Source organism: Clostridium sp. (assembly GCF_032576335.1).
Taxonomy (GTDB): domain Bacteria; phylum Bacillota; class Clostridia; order Oscillospirales; family Acutalibacteraceae; genus Faecalispora.
In genome coordinates this window covers 37214-60149 of sequence record NZ_JAWFXC010000002.1, presented here as the reverse complement: position 1 = coordinate 60149, position 22936 = coordinate 37214, and the positions used below count along the sequence as shown (strand labels likewise).

The window sequence follows — 22936 nt, the reverse complement described above, 5'->3', positions numbered from 1 at the left end:
CCGTTCATTCTATCATAAACCAAACTGGTTTGGGATACGTATATAGCAACACTTTATTTTAAACTACAATAAAGAAAGATATTCCTTCTATGTTTTTCATTATTTATCGGTTTTCTATCGGTCTTCCTTACTGATTTTTATTATATTAACATAAATAAGGAAAAAAAGACATCTTTTCCACTATTTTTTTTCGTTTGTAATATTATATCTTAATTTGCTTTTTTCCAAAACAAATCATAACCTAAACGACTTGACATCCTCCTCTTTCTAATCCATAATAAAGTGCAATAAGACCCAGTAAAAATTGGAATATTTCTTTTTAGGAGGCTGCCCTATGCGTGCTGTAATTACTGTGCTCGGCAAAGATATGGTAGGAATACTCGCCCGTGTTTCTGCTATTTGCGCTGAAAACCAAGTGAACGTAATCGAAGTTACCCAGTCTGTTCTGCAGGACATGTTTGCCATGATTATGATGGTGGATATTTCAAAAAGCACGATTCCCTTTAATGATTTGTCTGATAAGCTTACCGAACTGGGAACCAGCATGAATCTCACGATTCATACCATGCACGAAGACATTTTTAATTCTATGCACCGGATCTAAGCTCTAGGGAAGAATGCTGTATTAAGCAAACTCTACCTGAAAGCACATTATATATAGAAAGGAACGCTTTCATGATTAATTCCCGCGATATTCTGGAAACAATCAATATGATTGATAACGAAGACCTAGATGTACGCACTATTACAATGGGCATTTCTCTGCTTGACTGCGTTGATTCCGACCAAAATGCTGCCTGTGACAAGGTGTACGATAAAATTTGCCGCTATGCCAGTAACCTGGTAAAAACCGGCGAAGATATCAGCAAAGAATACGGCATTCCGATTATTAACAAACGCATATCTGTTACACCCATCTCTATGATTGCAGCAGCGTGTCCATCAAAAAGTCCGGCGCATTTTGCACAGGCTTTGGACCGAGCAGCCAAAGAGGTGGGCGTCAATTTTATTGGCGGTTATTCCGCTTTGGTACACAAGGGTTTTGGGCCGGGAGATTACGCTTTAATTGAGAGTATTCCCGAAGTACTCAGCACAACCAGCTTTGTCTGCTCCTCTGTTAACGTGGGCACTACAAAAGCCGGAATCAACATGGACGCTGTTGGCAAAATGGGACGCGTTATTCGCGAATGCGCGGAACTTACAGCTGACCGCGACTGCATTGGTGCCGCCAAGCTGGTCGTTTTTTGCAATGCACCGGAAGACAACCCCTTTATGGCAGGTGCGTTTCATGGCCCCGGTGAGCCGGACTGCGTCATTAACGTTGGTGTATCTGGCCCCGGTGTAGTTCGCGCGGCACTAGCAAAGGCCGATGACTGCGACATTACCGGCATTGCCGATTTGATTAAGAAAACAGCATTCAAAATTACTCGTATGGGTCAGCTCGTTGCACAAGAGGCTTCTCGCCGTTTGTTCGTTCCTTTCGGCATTGTAGACCTTTCCCTTGCTCCTACCCCTGCTGTTGGTGATTCGGTTGCCTACATTCTGGAGGAAATGGGTTTGGAGGCGTGCGGAGCCCACGGCACAACGGCTGCTCTGGCACTGCTCAACGACGCAGTGAAGAAGGGCGGCATTATGGCTTCTTCTCATGTTGGTGGTCTTTCCGGTGCATTTATTCCGGTTACGGAAGATGCCGGTATGATTGAAGCGGCTCGCCGCGGTTCGTTAACCCTCAATAAGCTGGAGGCCATGACCGCCGTTTGCTCGGTAGGGCTTGATATGATTGTCATTCCTGGTGATACCCCGGCGGAAGTAATCTCTGGCATTATTGCAGACGAAGCTGCAATCGGAATGGTCAACAGCAAAACCACAGCCGTTCGCTTGATTCCTGCAATTGGCAAAAAGGTTGGTGAAGAGCTGAATTTCGGTGGTTTGTTGGGTGGAGGGCCCGTTATGGAGGTAAATCCTTACTCTCCTGCGCGGTTTATTCATCGTGGTGGTCGTATTCCGGCACCCTTGCAAAGTCTTAAAAACTAAATAAGTCTAAAAAATATCAAATAATAAAAAATTATTTGTCATTTGTTGAGGTAAAATGTCACAATAGTAAATTTTGTAAATTTATGAGTTGTATATTTGTGACGAGCGAGCTATAATTGTGCATGTGATTTCTGAATGTTTTGTGAAACTTAGATTTTATTTATCAAGGAGGTGCGGTCATTATGAACGATATGCTGAAGCAAATCATTGAAATGGACGAAAAAGCCAGGCAGATCACGGACGCCGCCCAAAAACAAAAAATAGACACGGAAAAAGAAATATCAAGAACTCGGGAAGACATTCGTAACAGCTATTTGGCAAGAGCAAGAGCCCGTATAGAGAAGAACAGGCCCTTGGAACAAGCTGCTGCAGAAAAAACCTGGCAGGTAAAAGAGCTGCATTATAAGGCTTTAACCGAAAAGCTGGATCAGCTTTATGCAGCCAGCGGTGAAAAATGGATCGATACGATCTTCCAAAAAGTGATAGGAGAGTGATTTCATGCTTTCCAGTCTCTCTTCCAATGTAGTTTCGGCAAAAGCCCGTGCGATGTATGGACGCAGACTGAATGCGCAGAATTACCAGGATATGCTGGCATGCAAAAGCGTTTCTGACATTGCGCGGTATCTTGCTTCTAATACGGACTACGATAAGGTTTTAGCAGGAATCAACGACAGAGAAGTTCACCGTGGCCAGTTGGAAAATCGGCTGAAAAAAAAGCTACTGGCAGACTCAGCCGCACTATGCCGCTATGAAATCTCCATTGGTGATGCTCTGGCTTCGTACTTGCTGCAGCGCAGCGAGGTGGAGCAGATTTTAAATGCTCTTTTACACTTGAATGCAGACATGACAAAGGAATACTTTTTTTCTATGCCCACTCCTTTGGCTGCGCATTCGCATATCGATTTGGTTCGCCTCTCTGGCGCAGAACAATTCGATGATATTATTGCAGCTTTGTCTCACACGCCTTATCAAATGTTGATTGAGCCGTTTCGCCCCACCTACGACAATACCGTAGACTTTACGGCGGCTGAAAACGCACTGTATACCTATTTATACAGTCAACTATACGAAACCATAGAGCGTCAGAATTCTAAAAGTGTGAAACAGGATTTAAAACAAATCATTGATCTTTATCTTGACCTTAATAACTTTGCCAGAATACTGCGTTTCAAAACGTATTTTCAGGCTGGTCCGGATTACATTCGCAGCAACCTTCTTCCTTTTGGGTCTCTTAACAGGCAGCAGATTGAAAAAATGATACAAGCACGGGATGCGGACGAGGTGCGCAAGTTGCTGGTTCAAACCAGAATTGGTAAGAAAACCAGTAAAATTGAGTACAACTTTGCTGACCAGCTTGCAGAGCGCGCCTTATACGGTGTATGCCGTCGCGGTGTTCATTTTTCAGTATCTGCATCCGTTGTTTTACTGTCTTATATTTTTTATATGCAGATTGAATTGCTGGATATTATTAATATTGTTGAGGGAATCCGCTATAATCTCCCGCCGGAAGAAATAAAAAAGCTGCTGGCTTTTTCAGATTTTTAACGAGAGGAGTGGTGCTGTTTGGCTGTACAAAAACTTAAAATGGCCAGTATCATCGGCCGAATGAACGAACTGGATGAGGTAACGCTTCGCTGCGGTCAATCTGAGGTTTTCCACCCCGACAATGTTCTTTCTTTCTATGCTGATACAACGCCCTTTGTTCCCATAGGGGAGGATAACCCCTACACAACTCCTTTGCAAAAGCTTTCTGACGCCTGCAAAAAAATCGGTCATCCTCTCGAATTTGAGGGAGCACCCGATTGCAGTGCAGAAGAAGAAGACCGTAAGCTATTGGAGTATGTGGACAAATTTACTGCATACGTAGAAGCTTGCTTAAAGCAAAAAATCGAAGCAGAAGAAAAAATTCGTGAGCTCAACAATTCCCTTCGTGATTTATCTCATTTTACAGGCATGGATTTAAACCTGAAAAAAGTATTGGAATGCAAATATGTTCAGGTTCGTTTCGGTGCTTTGTCTAAAGAGAACTACGAAAAGCTTCCGCTTTACAGTGACAACCCTTATCTGGTTTTTTTCCCAAATTCCAGTGATGAAGAAAACTATTGGGGTGCTTATTTTGCGCCTATTGACCAAATTGATGAAGTAGATCGAATTTTTTCGAGCCTGTTTTTCAATCGCGTTAGTCTTACCGGGTACGAGGGTACACCGGAAGAAATGATAGAATCACTTCGCCTGCAACATGCAGAAACAACGGCCATCGTAAAAGATATGGACGATAAGCTGAGCGCTTTCTGGAAGCAGGAAAGTGATAATTGCCAGCTGATGTTCAATCATTTAAGAGAAAAGAGCATCTATTTTGGAATTCGTCATTACGGAGCACGTTACCACGAAAGCTTTGTTCTAACCGGATGGATTCCCGCCAAGAACGAAGAAAAATTCCGTGAATCTCTTGAGCCGCTGGAATCCGTTGAATATTCGTTTGAAAATGCGGATGCTCAGCTCAGCCATTCCCCGCCTGTCAAGCTGAAGAACCCCAAACTGTTCCGACCGTTTGAGTTCTTTGTAGAAATGTTTGGTCTCCCCTCTTATAACGAGGTGGATCCCACCATTTTCGTTGGCATTACCTACATTATTATGTTTGGTATTATGTTTGCCGACCTTGGGCAGGGGCTGTGCGTTTCTCTCATTGGCCTTTATATGTGGAACAAACTGCGTATGCGCCTCGGCAAAATCTTGATTCCATGCGGTATGTCTTCCATGGCATTTGGTTTTCTCTTTGGTTCGGTGTTTGGCTTTGAGCATGCGCTCGACCCTATTTACCACGCATTGTTTGGCTTAGAAGAAAAGCCGGTTGAGGTTATGCACCCTGCCACAACCAACATTATCATTTATTCGGCTGTTGGCATTGGTGTATCTCTCGTAATGATTGCAATGCTAATCAACATTTACTCTAGCGTTAAGAAAAAGAAGTTTGGTAACGCTTTATTTAGTCCAAACGGCTTAGCCGGACTTTTGTTTTATGGCTCAATCGTATTCGGTTTCGGCGGACAAATTGTAATGGGATGGCAGATTGTTACTACACCGTATATACTCTGCTTCATGATTTTCCCGTTGCTTTTAATGTTCTTCCAAGAGCTTTTGAGTGAGCTTATGGAAGGCAACAAGGGCTGGAGACCAGAAAATTGGGGCGAGTATATTACTCAGAACTTTTTTGAAGTATTTGAGTATTTGCTCAGCTACATGAGCAATACCATGTCCTTCCTTCGTGTTGGTGCGTTCGTTTTGGTACACGCAGGCATGATGATGGTGGTATTCACTCTGGCGAACATGTCTTCTGGAATCGGATATATTCTAGTTGTTATTTTGGGCAATATCTTTGTTATGGCACTGGAAGCACTTCTTGCTGGAATCCAGGTCTTGAGGCTGGAATTCTATGAAATGTTTAGTCGCTTCTTCGACGGCAACGGTCGTCCCTTCCATCCTGTATCCGCTCGCAAGGAGCAGAATGAGGCGTAAACCTCATTCTTGCTCTTAGCGGTAAATTTAAAATGATTATATTTTGGAGGCAAATCTTATGAACTACGTACTGTTTACTATCCCTGTTGCAGCATTGATTCTCTCTATTTTACTGGCTGTTCGTGCAGTCAAAAATGGCAAAAAGGCAAAAACAGCTCTTGTATCCCAAATCGCAGCATTCATGATTGTTTGCGCCGTTACTATTGCTGTTCCCATGGTTGCTAGCGCTGCTACGGAACAGCCCACAGCTACCACCACTTCCTCTAATGACGGCACAAACGCCGGCAAAGAAGGCCTTGGCCTGCTGGCTGCTGGTCTCGTAACTGGTTTGGCTGGCATTGGTGGCGGTATTGCCGTTGGTGCTGCTTCCCCTGCTGCAATCGGTGCTACTGCAGAAGACCCCAAGTCCTTTGGTAAATCTCTGATTTTCGTTGCACTTGGTGAAGGTATTGCACTGTATGGCCTGCTCATTTCCATTCTGATTCTGAACAAGATTTAAGCAGTCTTTTCAGAGTATGAGACAAAAGGAAAGCAGGTGCTGACATGCGATTTTACTTAATCAGCGATAATTCAGACACGCTGGTGGGAATGCGCCTTGCCGGTATTCCGGGGACTATGGCGCACGATGTCGGTGAGGTTCGCAAAGCTTTAAACGATGCAATTGAAATGAAGGACGTTGCGGTGATTCTAATGACCGAACGCTTGATTTCCATGTGCCCCGAGCTGGTTTACGATTTAAAGCTGAACCTAAAACGCCCTTTAATCGTTGAAATACCCGACCGTCACGGCAATGGCCGTACCAAGGATTCTATTACCCGCTATGTCCGCGAGGCAATCGGAGTAAAAATTTAAACCGCCAAGGCGGCGGAACGGGGGGTTACTATGACTTCTAGTGAAGAAAAATTAAGTAAGTTTAGTACTGCGATCAATCATTACGCGCAGGAACAGCGGGAAAAAATTGAACAAGAAATTTCTGAGTTCAAACAGAATCAGCTTGAAGAGGCAGAACGCCAGGTACTGCATGAAGCATACCAGCTTATTCAAGGCGAAATGACTGCCATGCGGGATGGAATTGTGCGTGACATTGCTCACCGTGAAATGAATGCCCGCAAAGAGCTTTTGGAGAAGAGAAAAAACATTGAAAATGATGTGTTTGCTAAGGCGAAAGAGCGTCTTTTAGATTACTCAAAATCGGCTCAATACCCTTCTCTGCTGCAAAAATACGCTACCGGCCTTTCTGAGCTGTTCCCGGAAACCGGCACTGTTCTCTGCGTGAAGAAAGAGGATCTGCAATATGAGGATCTGCTTCGTCAGGCATTCAAAAAGGAATGCACTGTTCAGGCGGACCAAGATATTTTGATCGGCGGTGTTCGTGCCTATCATGCCGAGCGCGGCATAATGGCGGATGAAACACTGGACACGATGCTGGAATCACAGCAGGAGTGGTTTGAAGAAACCTCTGGAATGTCTGTGGTCTGAGCCGTAATACCAACGATAACGGAGATGATTTGAAGATGGAGAACCAAGATGTAATTCATGGTATTAACGGGCCAGTTGTAACGATTAAAAATTCACGCAGCTTTTCCATGATGGAAATGGTATTCGTGGGCAAGGAGCGTTTGGTTGGTGAAATCATCGGTATTACCGATAAGCTTACCACCATACAGGTCTATGAAGAAACCACCGGACTGCGCCCGGGTGAGCCGGTATACGGTACCGGCAGCCCCATGAATGTTACGTTAGGCCCAGGTATTCTAGATAATATTTTCGACGGAATTGAGCGCCCGCTGAAGAAAATAGCGGACGATTCCGGCTCTGTATTTATTTCGCGCGGCAGTAACGTGCCCGCATTAGACACCGAACAGCTCTGGGAGGTTACTGTCACCGTTCAGGTAGGCGATACCCTTACAGGTGGCGACATTTACGCGGAATGCCCCGAAACAAAGATCATTCGCCATAAATGCCTAGTACCGCCCACACTGAGCGGTACCGTCACAAAGGTGAATGCAAATGGCAAATACCGTGTGAACGACACCGTTGTTGAACTTACCGATGCAAAGGGAAACAAGCATGAGCTTTCTCTTTGCCAAAGGTGGCCCATCCGTACACCACGCCCGGTTGCGGAACGTATGCAGCCCAGAATTCCGCTGGTTACCGGTCAGCGTGTTATTGACACCCTGTTCCCAGTAGCCAAGGGCGGTACTGCGGCCATCCCTGGTGGCTTTGGTAGCGGTAAAACCATGACACAGCACCAGCTTGCCAAATGGTGCGATGCAGATATTATTATCTACGTTGGCTGCGGTGAGCGTGGTAACGAAATGGCACAGGTTTTGCAGGAATTCACCGAGTTAATTGACCCGAAATCCGGCAGACCTATGACCGACCGAACCACTTTGATTGCGAACACCTCGAACATGCCTGTTGCGGCGCGTGAAGCGTCTATTTACACCGGCATTACCTTAGCGGAGTATTACCGCGACATGGGCTACCACGTAGCCATGATGGCTGACTCCACCTCCCGCTGGGCGGAAGCACTGCGTGAAATTTCTGGCCGTTTGGAAGAAATGCCCGCAGAAGAAGGCTTCCCGGCGTATCTGCCCTCTCGTCTGGCGGAATTCTACGAGCGTGCCAGCTACACGAAAAACCTAAACGGAACCGATGGCTCTATCACCATCATCGGTGCGGTTTCCCCTGCAGGTGCGGACTTCTCCGAGCCTGTTACACAAAATACCAAGCGTTTTACCCGCTGCTTCTGGGCGCTAGATAAAAACCTCGCTTATGCAAGACATTACCCGGCTATAAACTGGATGACCAGCTACAGCGAATACAATGCTGATTTGCAGGATTGGTTTAAAGAAAACGTGGGCGAGGAATTCCTTGAGTACCGCAGACAAACCAACAATCTACTTCAGGAAGAAAGCAAACTCATGGAGATTGTTAAGCTGATTGGCTCCGACGTTTTGCCGGATGACCAGAAGCTTGTTATTGAAATTGCACGTCTGATTCGTGTTGGTTTCTTGCAGCAGAATGCGTTCCATGCGGAAGATACGTTCGTACCTCTGGAGAAGCAGAAGCTGATGATGAAGGTTATCTTGCACCTGTACCAAAAATCACGGCAGCTCATTGCAGCATCCGTTCCCATTTCCAGTATTATGCAGTCCGGTCTGTTTGACAAGCTGGTAAAGATTAAGTACGATGTACCGAACGACAAGCTGGACTTGTTTGATGACTATATTGCAGAAATTGATAACACCGTGGCGGAAATCATCAATAATTGATGAACCACACGGAAAGAAGGCGGTTTTTTTATGATTCTTGATTATATTGGCGTCAAAGAAATAAACGGGTCGCTGATTGTGCTGGACGATGTGGAAAATGCCTCTTTTGAAGAAATTGTGGACATTCGTCTGGACAACGGCACCATGCGCCAAGGCCGAGTTGTACAGATGGACGGCAAACGCGTGGTTATTCAGGTTTTTGATGGCACCCGTGGTATTTCTTTGAACAATACCCGCACACGTCTGCGCGGCCGCCCTATGGAGATGCCCCTTTCCCCTGAAATCCTCGGCCGAGTTTTTGATGGCTCCGGTCGTCCCATTGACGGTTTGGGCAATATCTTCCCGCAAAAGCGCATGAATATTAACGGTACCCCGATTAACCCGGTATCCCGTGTATACCCGGTTAACTATATCAATACCGGTGTTTCTAGTATCGATACACTGATGACCCTGATTCGTGGGCAGAAGCTGCCGATTTTCTCCGGCTCCGGTATGTCTCACAATGAGCTGGCCGTGCAGATTGCACGTCAGGCAAAAATCACCGGTGCAGATGGCGACAACTTCGCTATCGTATTCGCCGCCATGGGTGTTAAGAATGACGTTGCGGAATACTTCCGCCGCTCGTTCGATGAATCCGGCGTTTTGCAAAAGGTTGTTATGTTCGTTAACCTAGCAAACGACCCGATTATTGAGCGTACCCTGACCCCCCGCTGCGCACTGACTACCGCGGAATACCTTGCTTTTGAACTGAACATGCATATTTTGGTCATCATGACAGACATGACCTCCTATGCAGAAGCATTGCGTGAGTTCAGCTCCTCTAAGGGTGAAATCCCTGGCAGAAAGGGCTTCCCCGGTTACTTGTATTCGGATTTTGCCTCCTTGTATGAGCGCGCCGGCATGGTGGAAGGAAAAACAGGTTCGGTGACACAGATTCCGATTCTAACCATGCCCAATGATGACGTTACCCACCCCGTACCTGACCTTACTGGTTACATCACCGAGGGCCAGATTGTTCTGGATCGCACACTCGACAGCATGGGCATTTACCCACCTGTCGGCGTTCTGCCTTCCCTCTCTCGTTTGATGAAGGATGGTATTGGCGATGGCTTTACCCGTGCGGATCACTCCGCACTTTCCAACCAGCTTTTCGCTTCCTACGCCAAAGTTATGGATGCTCGTTCCCTAGCTTCCGTTATTGGCGAGGAAGAATTATCCCCTGTGGACAAACAGTACCTGCACTTTGGTAAGCTGTTTGAGCAGTTGTTCTTAACTCAGCGGCATAATGAAAATAGAACCATTGACCAGAGTCTGGATTTGGGCTGGAGACTTCTCTCTACCCTGCCCCGCTCTGAGCTGGACCGTGTGGATGATGCGGTTCTCAACCAGTTCTATAAGCCAGAAACCGCTGCAAAAGAACAGAGCGAGCTGGAAGAAGATACAGACGGAACCAATAACTAAGCGAGGTGAGCGGCATTGGCGATTCAAATTGTACCAACCAAGGGCAATCTTCTTGCCACAAAGAAATCGCTTAGTCTGGCCCGCACCGGCTTTGAGCTGATGGACCGTAAGCGCAACATTCTTATTCGTGAAATGATGGCTCTTATTGAGAGAGCCAATGAAATTCAAGATAAGATTGACAGTACGTATGAAGAAGCTTATGCGGCTTTGCAAATGGCCAGCGTTACGCTGGGTATGTGCGATAAAATTGCAGAAACTGTTCCATACGACGATAATCTGAACGTGGCGTACCGCAGCGTTATGGGAGTGGAAATTCCCATGGTCTCGCTAGAGCGTACCCCACCTAGTCTCAGCTATGGTCTGATGGAGACAAACTCTATGATGGATAATGCCTACCTGAAATTCCGGGAGGTTAAATATCTTACTGCAGAGCTTGCCGAAGTAGAGAACAGTGTTTACCGCTTAGCTGACAACGTAAAGAAGACCCAAAAGCGCGCAAACGCATTGAAGAACATTATGATTCCCCGTTTTGAGGAAACTGTAAAGTTTATTACAGACGCGCTGGAAGAAAAGGACAGAGAGGAATTCTCTCGCTTGAAGGTAATCAAGCGGCAGAAAAGCCACGAATAACTCGAACAAAAAGAAGGCTCTTCCGAAAGGAAAAGCCTTCTTTTTTTATAAAATCATTTAATTCATGTTACAAAAGATGAAAACAACATTTATAATATTTGAGTGAATGGCATTCAATTAAATTGTTAAAAATACCGTAACTGCGACCCCTCGACTTAGCGCACCTACTCCTGCGCCTGTAGTAATTTGAACGGATAACAAATCGCCTAGAAGAACCGGAACACTCCCTACACCAGATGCAAGGCAGTTGGTTGGATTAGGACCGGTAACAGTAGCAGTAATACCAGTGGTTGTCGGATCTGTATTTCCACATGGGCTTGTAAAAATTTCTGCCGTTACGGTATCTCCAGCTGGTATTGTATTATCTCTAATATTTAATACAAGTCCTACTATAGTAGCATTTACAGGTATCGTGACCGTACTAGTAACAAATAATGGTCCGGATGAAGAAGTTCCAAGACCAACCCATCCGCCATCGCTTATAGACTGGTCTGTTGCCAAATAAATTGTGGTTGCTCCTGGACCGATTGCACCAGTTGGGCCAGTTGGGCCAGTTGCCCCGGTAGCACCAACTGCTCCCGTGGGTCCGGTTGGACCAGTTGGGCCGGTAACACCAGTAGCTCCTGTGGGTCCCGTCGGTCCGATTGCCCCAGTAGCACCTACTGCTCCCGTGGGTCCGGTTGGACCAGTTGGTCCGGTAACACCAGTAGCTCCTGTGGGTCCCGTCGGTCCGATTGCCCCAGTAGCACCTACTGCTCCTGTCCGGTTGGACCAGTTGGTCCGGTAACACCAGTAGCCCCTGTGGGTCCCGTCGGTCCGATCGCCCCAGTAGCACCTACTGCTCCTGTGGGTCCGGTTGGGCCGGTTGCCCCTGTGGGTCCAGTTGGGCCGGTTGCCCCGGTGGCACCGATTGCCCCTGTGGGTCCAGTTGGGCCGGTTGCCCCGGTAGCACCGGTTGCCCCTGTGGGTCCAGTTGGGCCGGTTGCCCCAGTAGCACCTACTGCTCCTGTGGGTCCGGTTGGGCCGGTTGCCCCGGTAGCACCGATTGCCCCTGTGGGTCCAGTTTGTCCTGTCGGACCGGTTGGACCAGGACAGCATATTGGAGGGCGTGGGCAACAACAAGCACTTTCGCAATGCTTATATATCTTCATTTCTGGACTAAAATCGCAATTTTCACTTTTCATCTTTAATCACCTAAATTTAAAAATATTAAGGAAATAACCTACCAATACAGTATGATATTTTTTATTTTTTTGATTATATGGGATTAAAAAATATTCTTATTGATATTATTATATATTTTTATTGAAAAACGAATATTAAAATAAAAAAAGCATCCTCTTTTACCGTAGTAAAAAAATGATGCTTTTACATTTTAAACTTTTGTGTTAGTAATCGCCATGTCTGCGTCGTACGTCATTCTCTCAAAATCCGCTAAATCCAGTACCAACTCACCTGCCTTGGCATTCTCCTGTGCTTGCTCTATGGTTCTGGCGCCACCTAGCACATTCAGGTACTCACTGCGAGCCACCATCCAAGCAATTGCGAGGTTGCCTAGAGAGCAACTATATTTTTGGGTTAAATCACGCCATCCTCTAAGCATTTCTATAGCAAATTGGCGGTTTTCAGGCATCCACCAGAATTTGTTCTCGTGAACGGAACCAGATTCAATCTTATAATCCATCGTAATTTTCCCAGTGAGAAGCCCTTGCTCCAAAGGCGAATAGGCCTGAAGGGTTATTTTATGCTCTTCACAGTAAGGCAGCAGAGATGGCTCTACGCGGCGGTCAAGCAAGCTGAATTTTTCTTGTATTACATCTATCTTACCGTATTTAAGGTATTCATCCAGATGCTCAGTTGTAACATTTGATGCACCTATCACACGTATTTTCCCTTCCTGCTTCATTTTAAGCAGTTCTTCCATTGTTTCTTGAATGGAAGCTCCATCTTTCTCTGCTTGCCAATGCGTGTAATAAATATCGATGTAATCGGTTTGCAGGCGCTGCAAGCTGTCTTCTAAATCCTTGCGGATGGATTGCGCAGAAAGATTGCGATAAACCGAATGACCATCCTTAGTAAAAGGATGACTGCCAATCTCATTGCGCCACTGTAACCCACACTTAGTAGAAAGAACAGCTCTTTCTCTACGGCCTTTTAGAGCTTGCCCCACCACCTCTTCGCTATGTCCAAAACCGTAAACGGGTGCTGTGTCAATCCAATTCAAACCTTGATCCAGCGCACTGTGAATGGTGCGTATGGATTGCGAATCGTCGTTTTCACCCCACCAGCTTCCTCCACCAATGGCCCATGCGCCCAAAGACAAAACTCCAGTTACCAAACCAGATTCACCAATTTCTCTCGTCTTCATTTCTTACCTCCACTATTTCTACCATTTCTTTTCTTTTTCTATTTTACAATAAAAGCCCTCGTTTTTAAAGTAGCTTACCCTATACCTCGTTAAATTTAAAAAATTGATCAATTTTTGAATTTATTTTGTACTGAATCAGTGCGATGCTGAACAATTTGCATATTTTTGTTATTTCAGCTTACACTAAAATCTATAATTTATTAATCATAAGAAAGGTGGTAAGAACATGATTGACATGATTGCTCTGATTCTTCTGATTATTGGAGGAATTAACTGGGGGTCCATTGGTATTTTTCAATTCGATATTGTCGCTTGGTTATTTCAAGGGCAAACCGCAGTCATAAGTCGAATTATATATACCCTTGTTGGCCTAGCCGGAGTATGGTGCATTTCTCTGCTGTTCCGTGACAACGAGATTACAGATAGAAAATAGCAAAAAAGCGGCAGAGAAAAAATTCTCCGCCGCTTTTTTTATATTTCATTACAGCTTATTTACAATCTCTTTGGTATCGCGTGCGATAACAAGCTCTTCATTGGTGGGGATAACGAATACCTGCACCTTTGAATTGGGAGTTGAGATTTTACCGCCCTTGCCGCGGATCATCTGCTCATTGAGCTCTCTCGACACTTCTACACCAAGGTAGGTCAGGCCATCGCACACGTTCTGGCGGTGGTCAACCTGGTTCTCACCCAGACCGGCTGTAAACACAATTGCATCGCAGCCATTCATTGCAGCAGCGTAGCTGCCAACGAATTTCTTAATCTGGTACACCAGAATTTTATGAGCAAGAATTGCTCTCGGCTGGCCTTCTTCAACTGCCTTTGTTACATCACGGTCATCACTGGAAATACCGGAAATACCTAAAAGACCGGATTTCTTATTCAGGATGTCACTCATCTGCTCTGCAGTGAGGTTTTCTTTCTCTTCAATAAAGGTAACAACGGAGGGATCCAAAGAGCCGCAGCGAGTACCCATCATAAAGCCATCCAAGGGAGTGAGGCCCATGCTGGTATCAATTACTTTGCCGTGGTCCACAGCAGCGATGGAAGAGCCATTGCCAAGGTGGCAAGTAATAATTTTCAGCTCAGACATCGGCTTACCTACCAGCTCTGCGCAGCGCTCGCTGACAAAACGGTGAGAGGTACCATGGAAGCCATAGCGGCGAATTTGGTATTTCTCAAAATACTCGTAAGGAATGGGGTAAATATAAGCCTCAGCCGGCATGGTGGAATGGAACGCAGTATCAAATACAGCAACCTGCGGCACCTTATCACCAAATACCTCCTGGCAGGCACGAATGCCCTGCAGGTTAACACTGTTGTGTAAGGGAGCCAGCGGAATAAGCTCCTCAATGGTGTCAATAACCTCTTGGTTAATCAGAACGGAGTTCATGAACTTCATGCCGCCCTGCACTACACGGTGACCAACTGCAGAAACTTCAGACAAATCTTTAATTACGCCAACCTCTGCGTCTACCAAAGCATTTTTAACCTGCATGAAAGCTGCAATGTGATCAGGCATGTCCACGGTTAACTTCTTCTCTCGACCATCTGCCGTTTTGTGGCCGAAAATACCGTCACCAAGCCCAATTCTCTCGCAGTTTCCTTTCGCGAGTACTTCCTCTTTGGTCATATCAATCAACTGATATTTCAGAGATGAACTCCCTGCATTAATGACCAGAATCTTCATCGGATTCCCTCCTAAACTTTCTAAATATTGCAAAAACAGCTTGAAAGTGTTATTACAATACTGTACTATAGAACCGTACACTATCATAGTACATTTTCACAATTATTTCAAGGAGTTTTTTACCCAATGATAGAGAAACCCTTGATAACGGGTATTGTTGCCGAATTCAACCCGTTACACCTTGGGCATGAATACCTAATACAAAAAATTAAACAATTCTCACCCGGCGGGCTTGCCGTTGTGATGAGTGGTAATTATGTGCAAAGAGGCGAACCAGCTGCTTTTTATAAATGGCCGCGTGCGCTTGCAGCGCTTTCTTGCGGTGCCGATTTAGTGCTGGAGCTTCCCGTTAGTTTTTCGGTTGCCGGTGCAGAGCGCTTTGCTTTTGGCGCCGTTTCTATACTCAATGCGCTTGGCTGTGTAGATCAACTTGCTTTCGGCAGCGAAAGCGGGAATGTTCCCGCACTATATTCCATTGCTAAAGCTCTGCAAAGCCCGGCATTTGAATCGGCTGTCAAGAGCCACCTTTCTTTGGGTTTGCCCTTTGCTGCGGCAAGGCAAGCAGCGGCACAGGAGCTTCTTGGTGATTCTGCCGCGCTCTTAAGCGAACCGAACAACATTCTTGGCATTGAATACTGCAAGGCACTGCTTAGCACGCAATCTACCATGCAACCAAAAACCATTCAGCGCATTGGTTCCGCTCACGACGCACCGCTTCTCACTGGCGAAACGAGAATTGCCTCCGCATCGCTTATTCGAAAACACATTCAGCAAAAAGAATCTTTTTCGGCCTTTGTTCCCAAAACAGTTTACCCCATTTTTGAAAGGGAACTTTTGGCTGGGCGTGCACCCGCATCTCTTGCGCCGTTGGAAAACGCAATCCTCTCAAAGCTTCGCACCATGAGCCGAGAGGAGCTTTCCCAATTGCCGGACATCAGCGAGGGCTTGGAGAACCGAATTTACAGCAGCATTCGTGCTTGTGCCTCTCTTGAACAGCTTCTTATTTCTATAAAATCAAAGCGTTATTCTCATGCTCGTATCCGTAGAATCCTATTATCCGCTTTTTTGGGTCTAAATCAGCAGGAGCTTCCAGAAACCCCTGCATACATTCGAATACTGGCGTTTAATGAGACAGGCAGAAATATGCTGCGGGACATACGGCGTACCGCAACCCTGCCGATTGTTACAAATGCCGCCGATTTTGCACCGCTTAGCAACGATGCAAAAGCAATGTTTGAAACCGAATGCAGAACAACGGACCTTTACTCTCTGTGTACACCAGAGAAAGGCCCCTGCGGACTGGAAATGACCTGCTCCTATTGGGAAAGGAAGGATTTTTTTGGCAATTGAAATCAAAGAAACAGAGTACCTGAACTATGGCCGGTGCGTACATATGAGCAACGGCATTATCGAAGTAATGGTCACAATTGATATTGGCCCCCGAATCATCCACTTTGGTTTAGTCAATGGCGAGAACATGCTGTATACCGACCAAGAGAGAAAATACCGTGCATTCGGTGAGGAATTTGACCAACTTTACGGAGAGGGCGCTGTCTTCTATAATTATGGCGGACACCGGCTTTGGCTTAGCCCAGAAAGCACACCAGACACCTACTACCCAGACAATGAGCCAGTTGTGTATGGCATTCTTACCGAAGGGGTAAGCTTTACTCCTGCAAGGCAAAAGCATAACGAAATGCAGCTCGGCTTTGAAGTAATGATGAACGAAAACACCTCAGATATTATGGTGGTTCACAGCGCGAAAAATTGTTCAAAAGACCCCAAAACCCTTGCTCTATGGTCTGTTACGATGATGGCACCGGGCGGGTTTGAAATAATTCCGCAGAATCAAGGGGAAGATCCACTTCAGCCCGACCGTTCGGTGATTCTATGGCCGTACGCCGACCTGCGTGATCCCCGAATCTTCTGGGGCAACCGTTTCATCACTCTTCGGCAAGACCCAACCGCCTCCACCGCTTTTAAGGTAGGAATGAACAACCGTGCTGGCTGGGCCGCCTATGTAAGAAAAAATGTAGTGATGATAAAGCGCTTTGTTCACAACAATCATGCGGTGTACCCAGACTTTGGCGCTTCCTATGAAACGTACACGAACGGTGATTTCTTAGAGATGGAATCCCTAAGCCCGCTCTGCCACATTGAACCGGGCAATACGGTACGGCATGTTGAAAACCTCACCTTACAACGCATTGACCAATCACCGAAGATGGACGATGAAGCTTCACTGGATGAATTTGTTGCGGAACTAGGCTAAATAACTACAAATAAAAATGTCCCCCATTCCTTTTGGCTCCTGCCGAAGAGAATGGGGGCTTTTGCTTTATGCTATTCTATTGAAAGGATTAAAAATATGCTGGGTAGCAATGGAAGCTTCATTGCCGAGCTTGCATTTGTTCCCGAACCTTCATTAAAGAGAAGCCCAACAGATTTTGTCCATTCCATTTGCTCATATCAAAGCGATTTTCATCTTTCATGGATAGGCCAATTCCCCATATTCTATCCTGCACCGCACATTCTGCTAAAATATGTTGCTGGGTTGCAAGCAGAAGCTTTCGAAGTTCATTGTTCTGGGCAAATTTTTCAATTAATCCCTCATATATAATAATTTGCCGAACTCCATTCCAAACGGTTTCCTCATAATTTCGAACCGAGCGCCCGAATGCCTTAATCTTCCCAACATCTGTGGTGCTCATTATTTGCAATGCAATTTCACTATCTTTAAAAAGAACGGCTTTTTGGTACATCATATACTGCTCCATCGAAGAAAAATGTACGCCGTCCTTTTCAAAATCAGACAAAAACCAATTACTCAAATATCCGTTTGCTTCATCGGGATTATGGAAGCATATTACTTTTTTCACTTTTCTTATCTCCCATTATTCATCTCTGAATCGAACAAGGTTTTATTCCGCCGTAACCTGTACCGCATCGTCATCTCTGTCGTTCGTAAGGTTGAGACAATCAAGTACATAGAAAATCAAACCCAAAGCCATGCCAACGACACAAGCAAGTACCATTCCCTTCAGCTCAACGCTTCCCAAATGAAGCGATACTCCCGAAAGACCGGTAACGAAAATGACAGAAGTCATGATGATATTGCGGTTCTTTGCAAAATCCACACGGGAATCTACCAGAATACGCAAGCCGGAAGCGCCAATCATGCCATAAAGCAGGAACGAAATGCCCCCGATTACCGGGCCGGGTATCGTTGCAATGAGTTCAGAAAATTTACCAATGAAAGAGCTAATGATAGAAAGAACTGCCGCACCGCCAATAACCCACACACTATACACACGGGTCATCGCCATTACGCCAATGTTCTCCCCGTAAGTAGTAGTGGGAACGGCACCTACCATACCAGATGCCATAGTGGAGAAGCCATCACCCATTAAAGAGCGGTGCAAGCCGGGATCCTTGATTAAATCTTTCTCAATTACCTTGCCGGTAACAATCTGGTGACCAATATGCTCCGAAATTAAAACCAAGGCAACCGGAAGCATGGTAATGATTGCATCCAGCCGGAACTGTGCCAACTGAAAATGCGGTAGTGAAAATAGACTTGCTTCTTCTACCGGTGTGAAATCTACCACACCGAGAATCGCAGCCGTAACGTAACCACCAATAATTGCAATCAGAATCGGAATAACCGAAAGAAAATTACGGAACAAAATAGAGCCAAATACCGCAATGCCCAGTGTAACCAAGAACACCGCCACATTTTTGGGTTCTACCGTTGATACAACCTGCTGGAACAATCCCTCTGCACCTTTTACCGCTACATAGCTGGTTTGGGGCAATATTTTAGCGGTAGAGGCCGCTGTTCCCGAAAGCTCAAGACCGATAAGAGCAACTACCGGTCCCATTGCAGCAGGCGGCAGAAGCTTGTCAATCCAATCGGTGCCAAAGCGCTTGATGATCAGTGCCAAAACCACAACGAGCAGACCAACCGCTACAAAGCCGCCCTGTGCGTAAGAAAAGCCGCCGCCGGGTGCATCCTTATACCGGTTAATTACAATAAGCGCCGGGCCAATGAACGCAAAGCTAGAGCCTAAGTACGCTGGGCATTTGCCCTGTGTTATCCAAAAGAAAAACAGTGTGCCTACGCCGTTCATTAACAGCACAACCGCAGGGTTGATTCCAAATAAAGTCGGAACCAAAACAGAAGCACCGAACATGGCAAACATATGTTGAATGCTCAGCGGAATCGCCTGTTTTAGCGGTGGTTTTTCATGGGTTTGAATGATGTGTTTTGACATAGATTGAATCATCCTTTTCTTTCATCTGAAATCTCTATCTGAAAACGGCTCTAAAAAAATAGGCCTTTGAAAAAGTGAAGTCAAAAGCCTAACTACGAGCCGTTACAGCGGTGAATGTTGTAAACAGACCAAAAGAAAAGCCCACCCGGTATGCAAAGCATATCGGATTGAGCTCTTTGGTCTTCTATTTTCGTATGAATGCAGATTTGGGTGCCGCACAAATGGGGCAAAGCCAATCTTCCGGCAATTCTTCAAACGGAACATCGGGGTCATTATAAATATAACCGCAAACCTTACAAATGAACTTGCCACCGTCTGAACCTGTATTATTTACGGCTACGGGGCGATACGTTGGCGCATATTCGGGAGCGGAACCTTTGAGTACTTGGTGGTAATAATTATAGGTCATTGGTGTACCAACCACTTTTTCACTACCGGCAACAACTTCTGCCAAAAATACAGTATGAGTGGCGGTTTCTACCCGATTAATCACCTTACACAAAAACCAACAGCAGGCGTTTTCTTTAATAACGGGAACACCTTCCACCAAAACGCGGTGCCGAATGTTCTTTAATTTGTTGGCACTTCTGCCAGAGTTAAACCCCAGCGCACCAATTACGGTACCCGGTGTTTCTTCCGACAAAACAGAAACAGAAAAAATTCCGGTCTCCCGGATGCATTCATGACTGTAATTATTGTGATGCATACTAACAGCAATTACGGGAGGATTTGAATTTGTTACCTGAATCACCGTATTTACAATACAAGCGGAAGGATCGTGTTCACCCTTTACACCAACAGCATACATTCCATAAGATAAGCTTGCTAACACATTACTATCCAATCAATATCCCTCCCCACGGATTCTACATGAGTCCAAAATTATATATATAATAGCACTGTGCGGACAAAGATACAAGGGTCTTTTTTTATTTTTCATCCATGATTTTTCTCCAGTACTGAAGAAATGCCTGTTCGTTCTTATTCAGCCCGGCCGTATAATACTCTGTTCCACTCAGTACATCCGGCAAATACTGCTGCTCTACCCAGTGGCCGGGGTAATTATGGGGGTAAAGATAAAACTGCCCTTTTCGTTCTTGGTCTTCCCCATCAAAATGCTTATTTTGCAGATTGCGCGGAATTGGTCCAGCTTTCCCTGCACGAATATCAGCAAGCGCTGCGTCTACCGCTAAATAAGCCGAATTCGATTTGGGCGCCATACATACCAAAATTACTGCATTCGCGAGCGGAATTCGGGCTTCTGGCAAACCGACCTGAAGAGCGGTATCTACCGCAGCTTTTACAATGGGAATAATCTGCGGCCACGCAAGGCCAACATCTTCATTCGCGCAAACAAGCAGCCTGCGGCATACCGATGGCAAATCCCCGGCTTCGAGCAGCCTTGCGAGGTAATGCACCGCGGCGTTGGGGTCAGAGCCGCGCATCGACTTTTGGTAAGCAGAGAGCAAATCGTAGTGCTCGTCGCCATCCTTATCATAGCGCACAGCGCTTTTCTGCGTTAATTCTTGTGCAGATTCCCGCTCGATATAAAGACCCTTTTCCTCACGTCTGGCAGAAAGCGTGCAAAGCTCTACGGCATTCATCGCCTTGCGAACATCTCCACCACACGACTGCGCTATGTGTAAATCCACCCCGTCTGCCCGTGTAATCGTCTCCCCTCGCTCCTGCTCGAGAAGCTGAAAGGCACGCTCTACCGCACTTAAAATTTCGTCAGTGTCCACTGCTTTAAACTCAAAAACAGTACAGCGGCTTAAAATCGCATTATAAACATAAAAGTACGGGTTCTCCGTAGTGGAGGCAATCAGCGTAATCTGCCCGTTCTCTATGAATTCTAGTAGGGTTTGCTGCTGCTTTTTATTAAAATACTGAATTTCATCCAGATACAATAAAACTCCATTGAGCGTTTCCAGTGTACCGAGTGATTCCACTACCGCACGAATATCTGCCGTAGAAGCGGTAGTACCGTTCATTTTTACCAGCTTGCGCTGTGTTTTACGGGCAATAATGGAGGCAACGGTGGTTTTCCCCACACCGGAAGGCCCATAGAAAATCATATTCGGTATTTCGCCGGAATCAATAATGCGGCGCAGCGCTTTCTCCGGGGTAAGCAGATGGCGCTGCCCCACTACTTCATCAAGCGTCTGCGGGCGCAGGCGTTCCGCCAAAGGCACTGACAATGGAATCCATCCTTTCAAAAAGCGGCGCAGCTGAAGCTGCGCCGCACACAAATGATAGCAAGTCTAGTATAAATCGAATTTCGTTCTTTCCCTGCACCAAAGCAAAAGAAAACATTGTACTTTCCTATACAGAAAGCAAAAGCTTTCTAAAATTAGTGGTAAAGCGGATAACGACTGCAAATGCTATCCACTTTCGCGCGGATGGCATCTTCGTTGCCCTCGAAACTTTGTGCCGTCATTGCAATGCACTCCGCAACCAAGTCCATGTCCTGTGTGTTGAGGCCACGAGTGGTAACTGCGGGAGTACCCAAGCGCAGGCCGCTGGTAACAAAGGGGCTTCTCTGCTCGTTGGGAACCGTATTTTTATTGGCGGTAATATACACTTCGTCCAAACGGTGCTCCAGCTCTTTACCGGTAAGCTCTTCGCCGGTGAGGTCAACGAGCATCAAGTGGTTGTCCGTTCCGCCGGAGACCAGCTTGATTCCGCGCTTCATAAGGCCATTTGCCAAAGCCTGCGCATTGTCGATAATCTGCTGCTGGTAGACTTTGAATTCCGGCTGGAGTGCTTCGCCGAAGCACACTGCCTTTGCAGCAATAATGTGCATTAACGGGCCGCCCTGCGTGCCGGGGAAAATCGCTTTATCAATCGCTTTGGCATACTGCTCTTTGCATAAAATCATGCCACCTCGAGGGCCGCGCAAGGTTTTATGGGTTGTGGTGGTAACCACATCTGCCCACTCTACCGGACTAGCGTGCAGCCCTGCCGCAACCAAACCGGCAATGTGCGCCATGTCTACCATTAGGTAAGCACCGCATGCGTCGCAGATTTCACGAAAACGCTTAAAATCGAGTGCACGGGGGTATGCCGATGCACCCGCAACAATCATCTTCGGTTTAACCTGCATTGCCTGCTCGTACAGCTTATCGTAATCAATTTGGTGCGTTACGGCGTCTACGCCATAAGCTACAAATTTGTAGTAACTGCCAGACATATTCACAGGCGAGCCATGAGTTAAATGCCCGCCCTCAGCCAAGTTCATACCCATTACGGTATCGCCGGGCTGCAGCAATGAAAAGTACACGGCAAGGTTTGCCTGTGCACCGGAGTGGGGCTGCACATTGGCATGCTCTGCACCAAAGATACGGCATGCACGGTCACGCGCAATGTCTTCCACTACGTCTACATACTGGCATCCGCCATAGTAGCGTTTGCCCGGGTAACCCTCCGCATACTTATTGGTCAGGATGCTCCCCATTGCGGCTAAAACCGCGGGAGAAACCATGTTTTCAGAAGCAATTAATTCCAGATTTCTTTGCTGGCGGCCCAGCTCCTGCTCCATAGCTGCTCCAACCTCATGGTCAAAGCGGGAAACAAATCCGATGGTATCCATCATTTCACTGAACATTGGCAACCTTCTCTCCTGTTTTCTTAAGGATATTATACACGCGATTTTTGTAAAAGGCAATCCGGTCATTCCCAGAAAATG

The 22936-nt window shown here is 46.2% G+C and carries 24 protein-coding genes; 15 read left to right on the top strand and 9 right to left on the bottom strand.

Going from position 1 to position 22936, the window contains the following annotated elements:
• The first annotated feature begins 334 nt into the window (after positions 1–334).
• From E7L17_RS02325 to E7L17_RS02275, 11 genes are all read left to right on the top strand, one after another.
• Positions 335–604 (top strand): ACT domain-containing protein, encoded by a 270-nt coding sequence (locus E7L17_RS02325; RefSeq protein WP_316321663.1) that lies wholly within the window; start codon positions 335–337, stop codon positions 602–604.
• A 71-nt stretch (positions 605–675) separates the two neighbouring features.
• A complete protein-coding gene (locus tag E7L17_RS02320) occupies positions 676–2034 on the top strand; it encodes a PFL family protein (RefSeq protein ID WP_316321662.1) in 1359 nt (452 codons plus the stop codon).
• A gap of 182 nt (positions 2035–2216) precedes the next feature.
• Positions 2217–2528, top strand: coding sequence for a hypothetical protein (locus E7L17_RS02315; protein ID WP_316321661.1), 312 nt, complete (start codon positions 2217–2219; stop codon positions 2526–2528).
• A gap of 4 nt (positions 2529–2532) precedes the next feature.
• Positions 2533–3579 (top strand): V-type ATPase subunit, encoded by a 1047-nt coding sequence (locus E7L17_RS02310; RefSeq protein ID WP_316321660.1) that lies wholly within the window; start codon positions 2533–2535, stop codon positions 3577–3579.
• 18 nt (positions 3580–3597) lie between these two features.
• Positions 3598–5550, top strand: a complete 1953-nt coding sequence (locus tag E7L17_RS02305) for a V-type ATP synthase subunit I (protein WP_316321659.1) — start codon at positions 3598–3600, stop codon at positions 5548–5550.
• A gap of 58 nt (positions 5551–5608) precedes the next feature.
• Positions 5609–6049 (top strand): ATP synthase subunit C, encoded by a 441-nt coding sequence (locus tag E7L17_RS02300; RefSeq protein WP_316321658.1) that lies wholly within the window; start codon positions 5609–5611, stop codon positions 6047–6049.
• 44 nt (positions 6050–6093) lie between these two features.
• Positions 6094–6402: a V-type ATP synthase subunit F gene (locus E7L17_RS02295; protein ID WP_316321657.1), complete on the top strand. Its 309-nt coding sequence runs from the start codon at positions 6094–6096 to the stop codon at positions 6400–6402.
• Positions 6403–6432: 30 nt separating this feature from the next.
• Complete coding sequence (locus tag E7L17_RS02290) at positions 6433–7029, top strand: V-type ATP synthase subunit E (protein WP_316321656.1); 597 nt, start codon at positions 6433–6435, stop codon at positions 7027–7029.
• Positions 7030–7064: 35 nt separating this feature from the next.
• On the top strand, positions 7065–8828 hold the full coding sequence (locus E7L17_RS02285) for a V-type ATP synthase subunit A (protein WP_316321655.1): 1764 nt from the start codon (positions 7065–7067) through the stop codon (positions 8826–8828).
• 30 nt (positions 8829–8858) lie between these two features.
• A complete protein-coding gene (locus tag E7L17_RS02280; protein ID WP_316321654.1) occupies positions 8859–10289 on the top strand; it encodes a V-type ATP synthase subunit B in 1431 nt (476 codons plus the stop codon).
• 15 nt (positions 10290–10304) lie between these two features.
• Complete coding sequence (locus tag E7L17_RS02275) at positions 10305–10919, top strand: V-type ATP synthase subunit D (RefSeq protein WP_316321653.1); 615 nt, start codon at positions 10305–10307, stop codon at positions 10917–10919.
• A 117-nt stretch (positions 10920–11036) separates the two neighbouring features.
• Here the strand turns inward: E7L17_RS02275 and E7L17_RS02270 are convergent, their stop codons facing one another.
• On the bottom strand, positions 11037–11420 hold the full coding sequence (locus E7L17_RS02270; protein WP_316321652.1) for a hypothetical protein: 384 nt from the start codon (positions 11418–11420) through the stop codon (positions 11037–11039).
• Between the two features lie 7 nt (positions 11421–11427).
• Between E7L17_RS02270 and E7L17_RS02265 the strand changes: the two genes are divergently transcribed.
• The gene (locus tag E7L17_RS02265; protein WP_316321651.1) at positions 11428–11706 is read left to right on the top strand and encodes a hypothetical protein; all 279 of its coding nucleotides are present in this window, start codon (positions 11428–11430) and stop codon (positions 11704–11706) included.
• On the opposite strand, the gene E7L17_RS02260 is transcribed toward E7L17_RS02265, so the two are convergent.
• Together E7L17_RS02260 and E7L17_RS02255 are read right to left on the bottom strand one after the other, a co-directional pair.
• A complete protein-coding gene (locus tag E7L17_RS02260; protein ID WP_316321650.1) occupies positions 11669–12103 on the bottom strand; it encodes a hypothetical protein in 435 nt (144 codons plus the stop codon). The genes E7L17_RS02265 and E7L17_RS02260 overlap by 38 nt on opposite strands.
• 191 nt (positions 12104–12294) lie before the next feature.
• Positions 12295–13287 (bottom strand): aldo/keto reductase, encoded by a 993-nt coding sequence (locus tag E7L17_RS02255; protein WP_316321649.1) that lies wholly within the window; start codon positions 13285–13287, stop codon positions 12295–12297.
• A 226-nt stretch (positions 13288–13513) separates the two neighbouring features.
• On the opposite strand from E7L17_RS02255, the gene E7L17_RS02250 reads away from it, so the two are divergent.
• Positions 13514–13720, top strand: a complete 207-nt coding sequence (locus tag E7L17_RS02250) for a DUF378 domain-containing protein (RefSeq protein ID WP_316321648.1) — start codon at positions 13514–13516, stop codon at positions 13718–13720.
• Between the two features lie 48 nt (positions 13721–13768).
• Here the strand turns inward: E7L17_RS02250 and E7L17_RS02245 are convergent, their stop codons facing one another.
• On the bottom strand, positions 13769–14977 hold the full coding sequence (locus E7L17_RS02245) for an acetate kinase (protein WP_316321647.1): 1209 nt from the start codon (positions 14975–14977) through the stop codon (positions 13769–13771).
• A 126-nt stretch (positions 14978–15103) separates the two neighbouring features.
• Between E7L17_RS02245 and E7L17_RS02240 the strand changes: the two genes are divergently transcribed.
• Positions 15104–16327 carry a nucleotidyltransferase gene (locus E7L17_RS02240; RefSeq protein ID WP_316321646.1) on the top strand — a complete coding sequence of 408 codons (1224 nt, stop codon included), beginning with the start codon at positions 15104–15106 and terminating at the stop codon, positions 16325–16327.
• On the top strand, positions 16317–17249 hold the full coding sequence (locus tag E7L17_RS02235; protein WP_316321645.1) for a hypothetical protein: 933 nt from the start codon (positions 16317–16319) through the stop codon (positions 17247–17249). The genes E7L17_RS02240 and E7L17_RS02235 overlap by 11 nt, the downstream gene beginning before the upstream one ends.
• A gap of 118 nt (positions 17250–17367) precedes the next feature.
• Here E7L17_RS02235 and E7L17_RS02230 read toward each other — a convergent pair whose 3' ends face one another.
• The 5 genes from E7L17_RS02230 to glyA all read right to left on the bottom strand — a co-directional run bounded on the left by E7L17_RS02230 (position 17368) and on the right by glyA (position 22855).
• On the bottom strand, positions 17368–17856 hold the full coding sequence (locus tag E7L17_RS02230) for an NADAR family protein (protein WP_316321644.1): 489 nt from the start codon (positions 17854–17856) through the stop codon (positions 17368–17370).
• 42 nt (positions 17857–17898) lie between these two features.
• Entirely contained in the window at positions 17899–19251 is a 1353-nt protein-coding gene (gene uraA, locus E7L17_RS02225) for a uracil permease (RefSeq protein WP_316321643.1), read from the bottom strand.
• Positions 19252–19435: 184 nt separating this feature from the next.
• Entirely contained in the window at positions 19436–20095 is a 660-nt protein-coding gene (locus tag E7L17_RS02220) for a flavin reductase (RefSeq protein ID WP_316321642.1), read from the bottom strand.
• Between the two features lie 85 nt (positions 20096–20180).
• Complete coding sequence (locus E7L17_RS02215) at positions 20181–21449, bottom strand: replication-associated recombination protein A (protein ID WP_316321641.1); 1269 nt, start codon at positions 21447–21449, stop codon at positions 20181–20183.
• Between the two features lie 152 nt (positions 21450–21601).
• Positions 21602–22855: a serine hydroxymethyltransferase gene (gene glyA / locus E7L17_RS02210; protein ID WP_316321640.1), complete on the bottom strand. Its 1254-nt coding sequence runs from the start codon at positions 22853–22855 to the stop codon at positions 21602–21604.
• Positions 22856–22936: the final 81 nt, after the last annotated feature.

Bases quoted from the DNA above. Each gene is read 5' to 3' on its own strand.
- E7L17_RS02260 (WP_316321650.1), bottom strand. From the start codon at position 12,103: ATGAAAAGTGAAAATTGCGATTTTAGTCCAGAAATGAAGATATATAAG.
- E7L17_RS02280 (WP_316321654.1), top strand. From the start codon at position 8,859: ATGATTCTTGATTATATTGGCGTCAAAGAAATAAACGGGTCGCTGATT.
- E7L17_RS02240 (WP_316321646.1), top strand. From the start codon at position 15,104: ATGATAGAGAAACCCTTGATAACGGGTATTGTTGCCGAATTCAACCCG.
- E7L17_RS02245 (WP_316321647.1), bottom strand. From the start codon at position 14,977: ATGAAGATTCTGGTCATTAATGCAGGGAGTTCATCTCTGAAATATCAG.
- E7L17_RS02250 (WP_316321648.1), top strand. From the start codon at position 13,514: ATGATTGACATGATTGCTCTGATTCTTCTGATTATTGGAGGAATTAAC.
- E7L17_RS02300 (WP_316321658.1), top strand. From the start codon at position 5,609: ATGAACTACGTACTGTTTACTATCCCTGTTGCAGCATTGATTCTCTCT.
- E7L17_RS02325 (WP_316321663.1), top strand. From the start codon at position 335: ATGCGTGCTGTAATTACTGTGCTCGGCAAAGATATGGTAGGAATACTC.
- uraA (WP_316321643.1), bottom strand. From the start codon at position 19,251: ATGTCAAAACACATCATTCAAACCCATGAAAAACCACCGCTAAAACAG.
- E7L17_RS02315 (WP_316321661.1), top strand. From the start codon at position 2,217: ATGAACGATATGCTGAAGCAAATCATTGAAATGGACGAAAAAGCCAGG.
- E7L17_RS02255 (WP_316321649.1), bottom strand. From the start codon at position 13,287: ATGAAGACGAGAGAAATTGGTGAATCTGGTTTGGTAACTGGAGTTTTG.
- E7L17_RS02310 (WP_316321660.1), top strand. From the start codon at position 2,533: ATGCTTTCCAGTCTCTCTTCCAATGTAGTTTCGGCAAAAGCCCGTGCG.
- E7L17_RS02285 (WP_316321655.1), top strand. From the start codon at position 7,065: ATGGAGAACCAAGATGTAATTCATGGTATTAACGGGCCAGTTGTAACG.
- E7L17_RS02320 (WP_316321662.1), top strand. From the start codon at position 676: ATGATTAATTCCCGCGATATTCTGGAAACAATCAATATGATTGATAAC.
- E7L17_RS02295 (WP_316321657.1), top strand. From the start codon at position 6,094: ATGCGATTTTACTTAATCAGCGATAATTCAGACACGCTGGTGGGAATG.
- glyA (WP_316321640.1), bottom strand. From the start codon at position 22,855: ATGTTCAGTGAAATGATGGATACCATCGGATTTGTTTCCCGCTTTGAC.
- E7L17_RS02290 (WP_316321656.1), top strand. From the start codon at position 6,433: ATGACTTCTAGTGAAGAAAAATTAAGTAAGTTTAGTACTGCGATCAAT.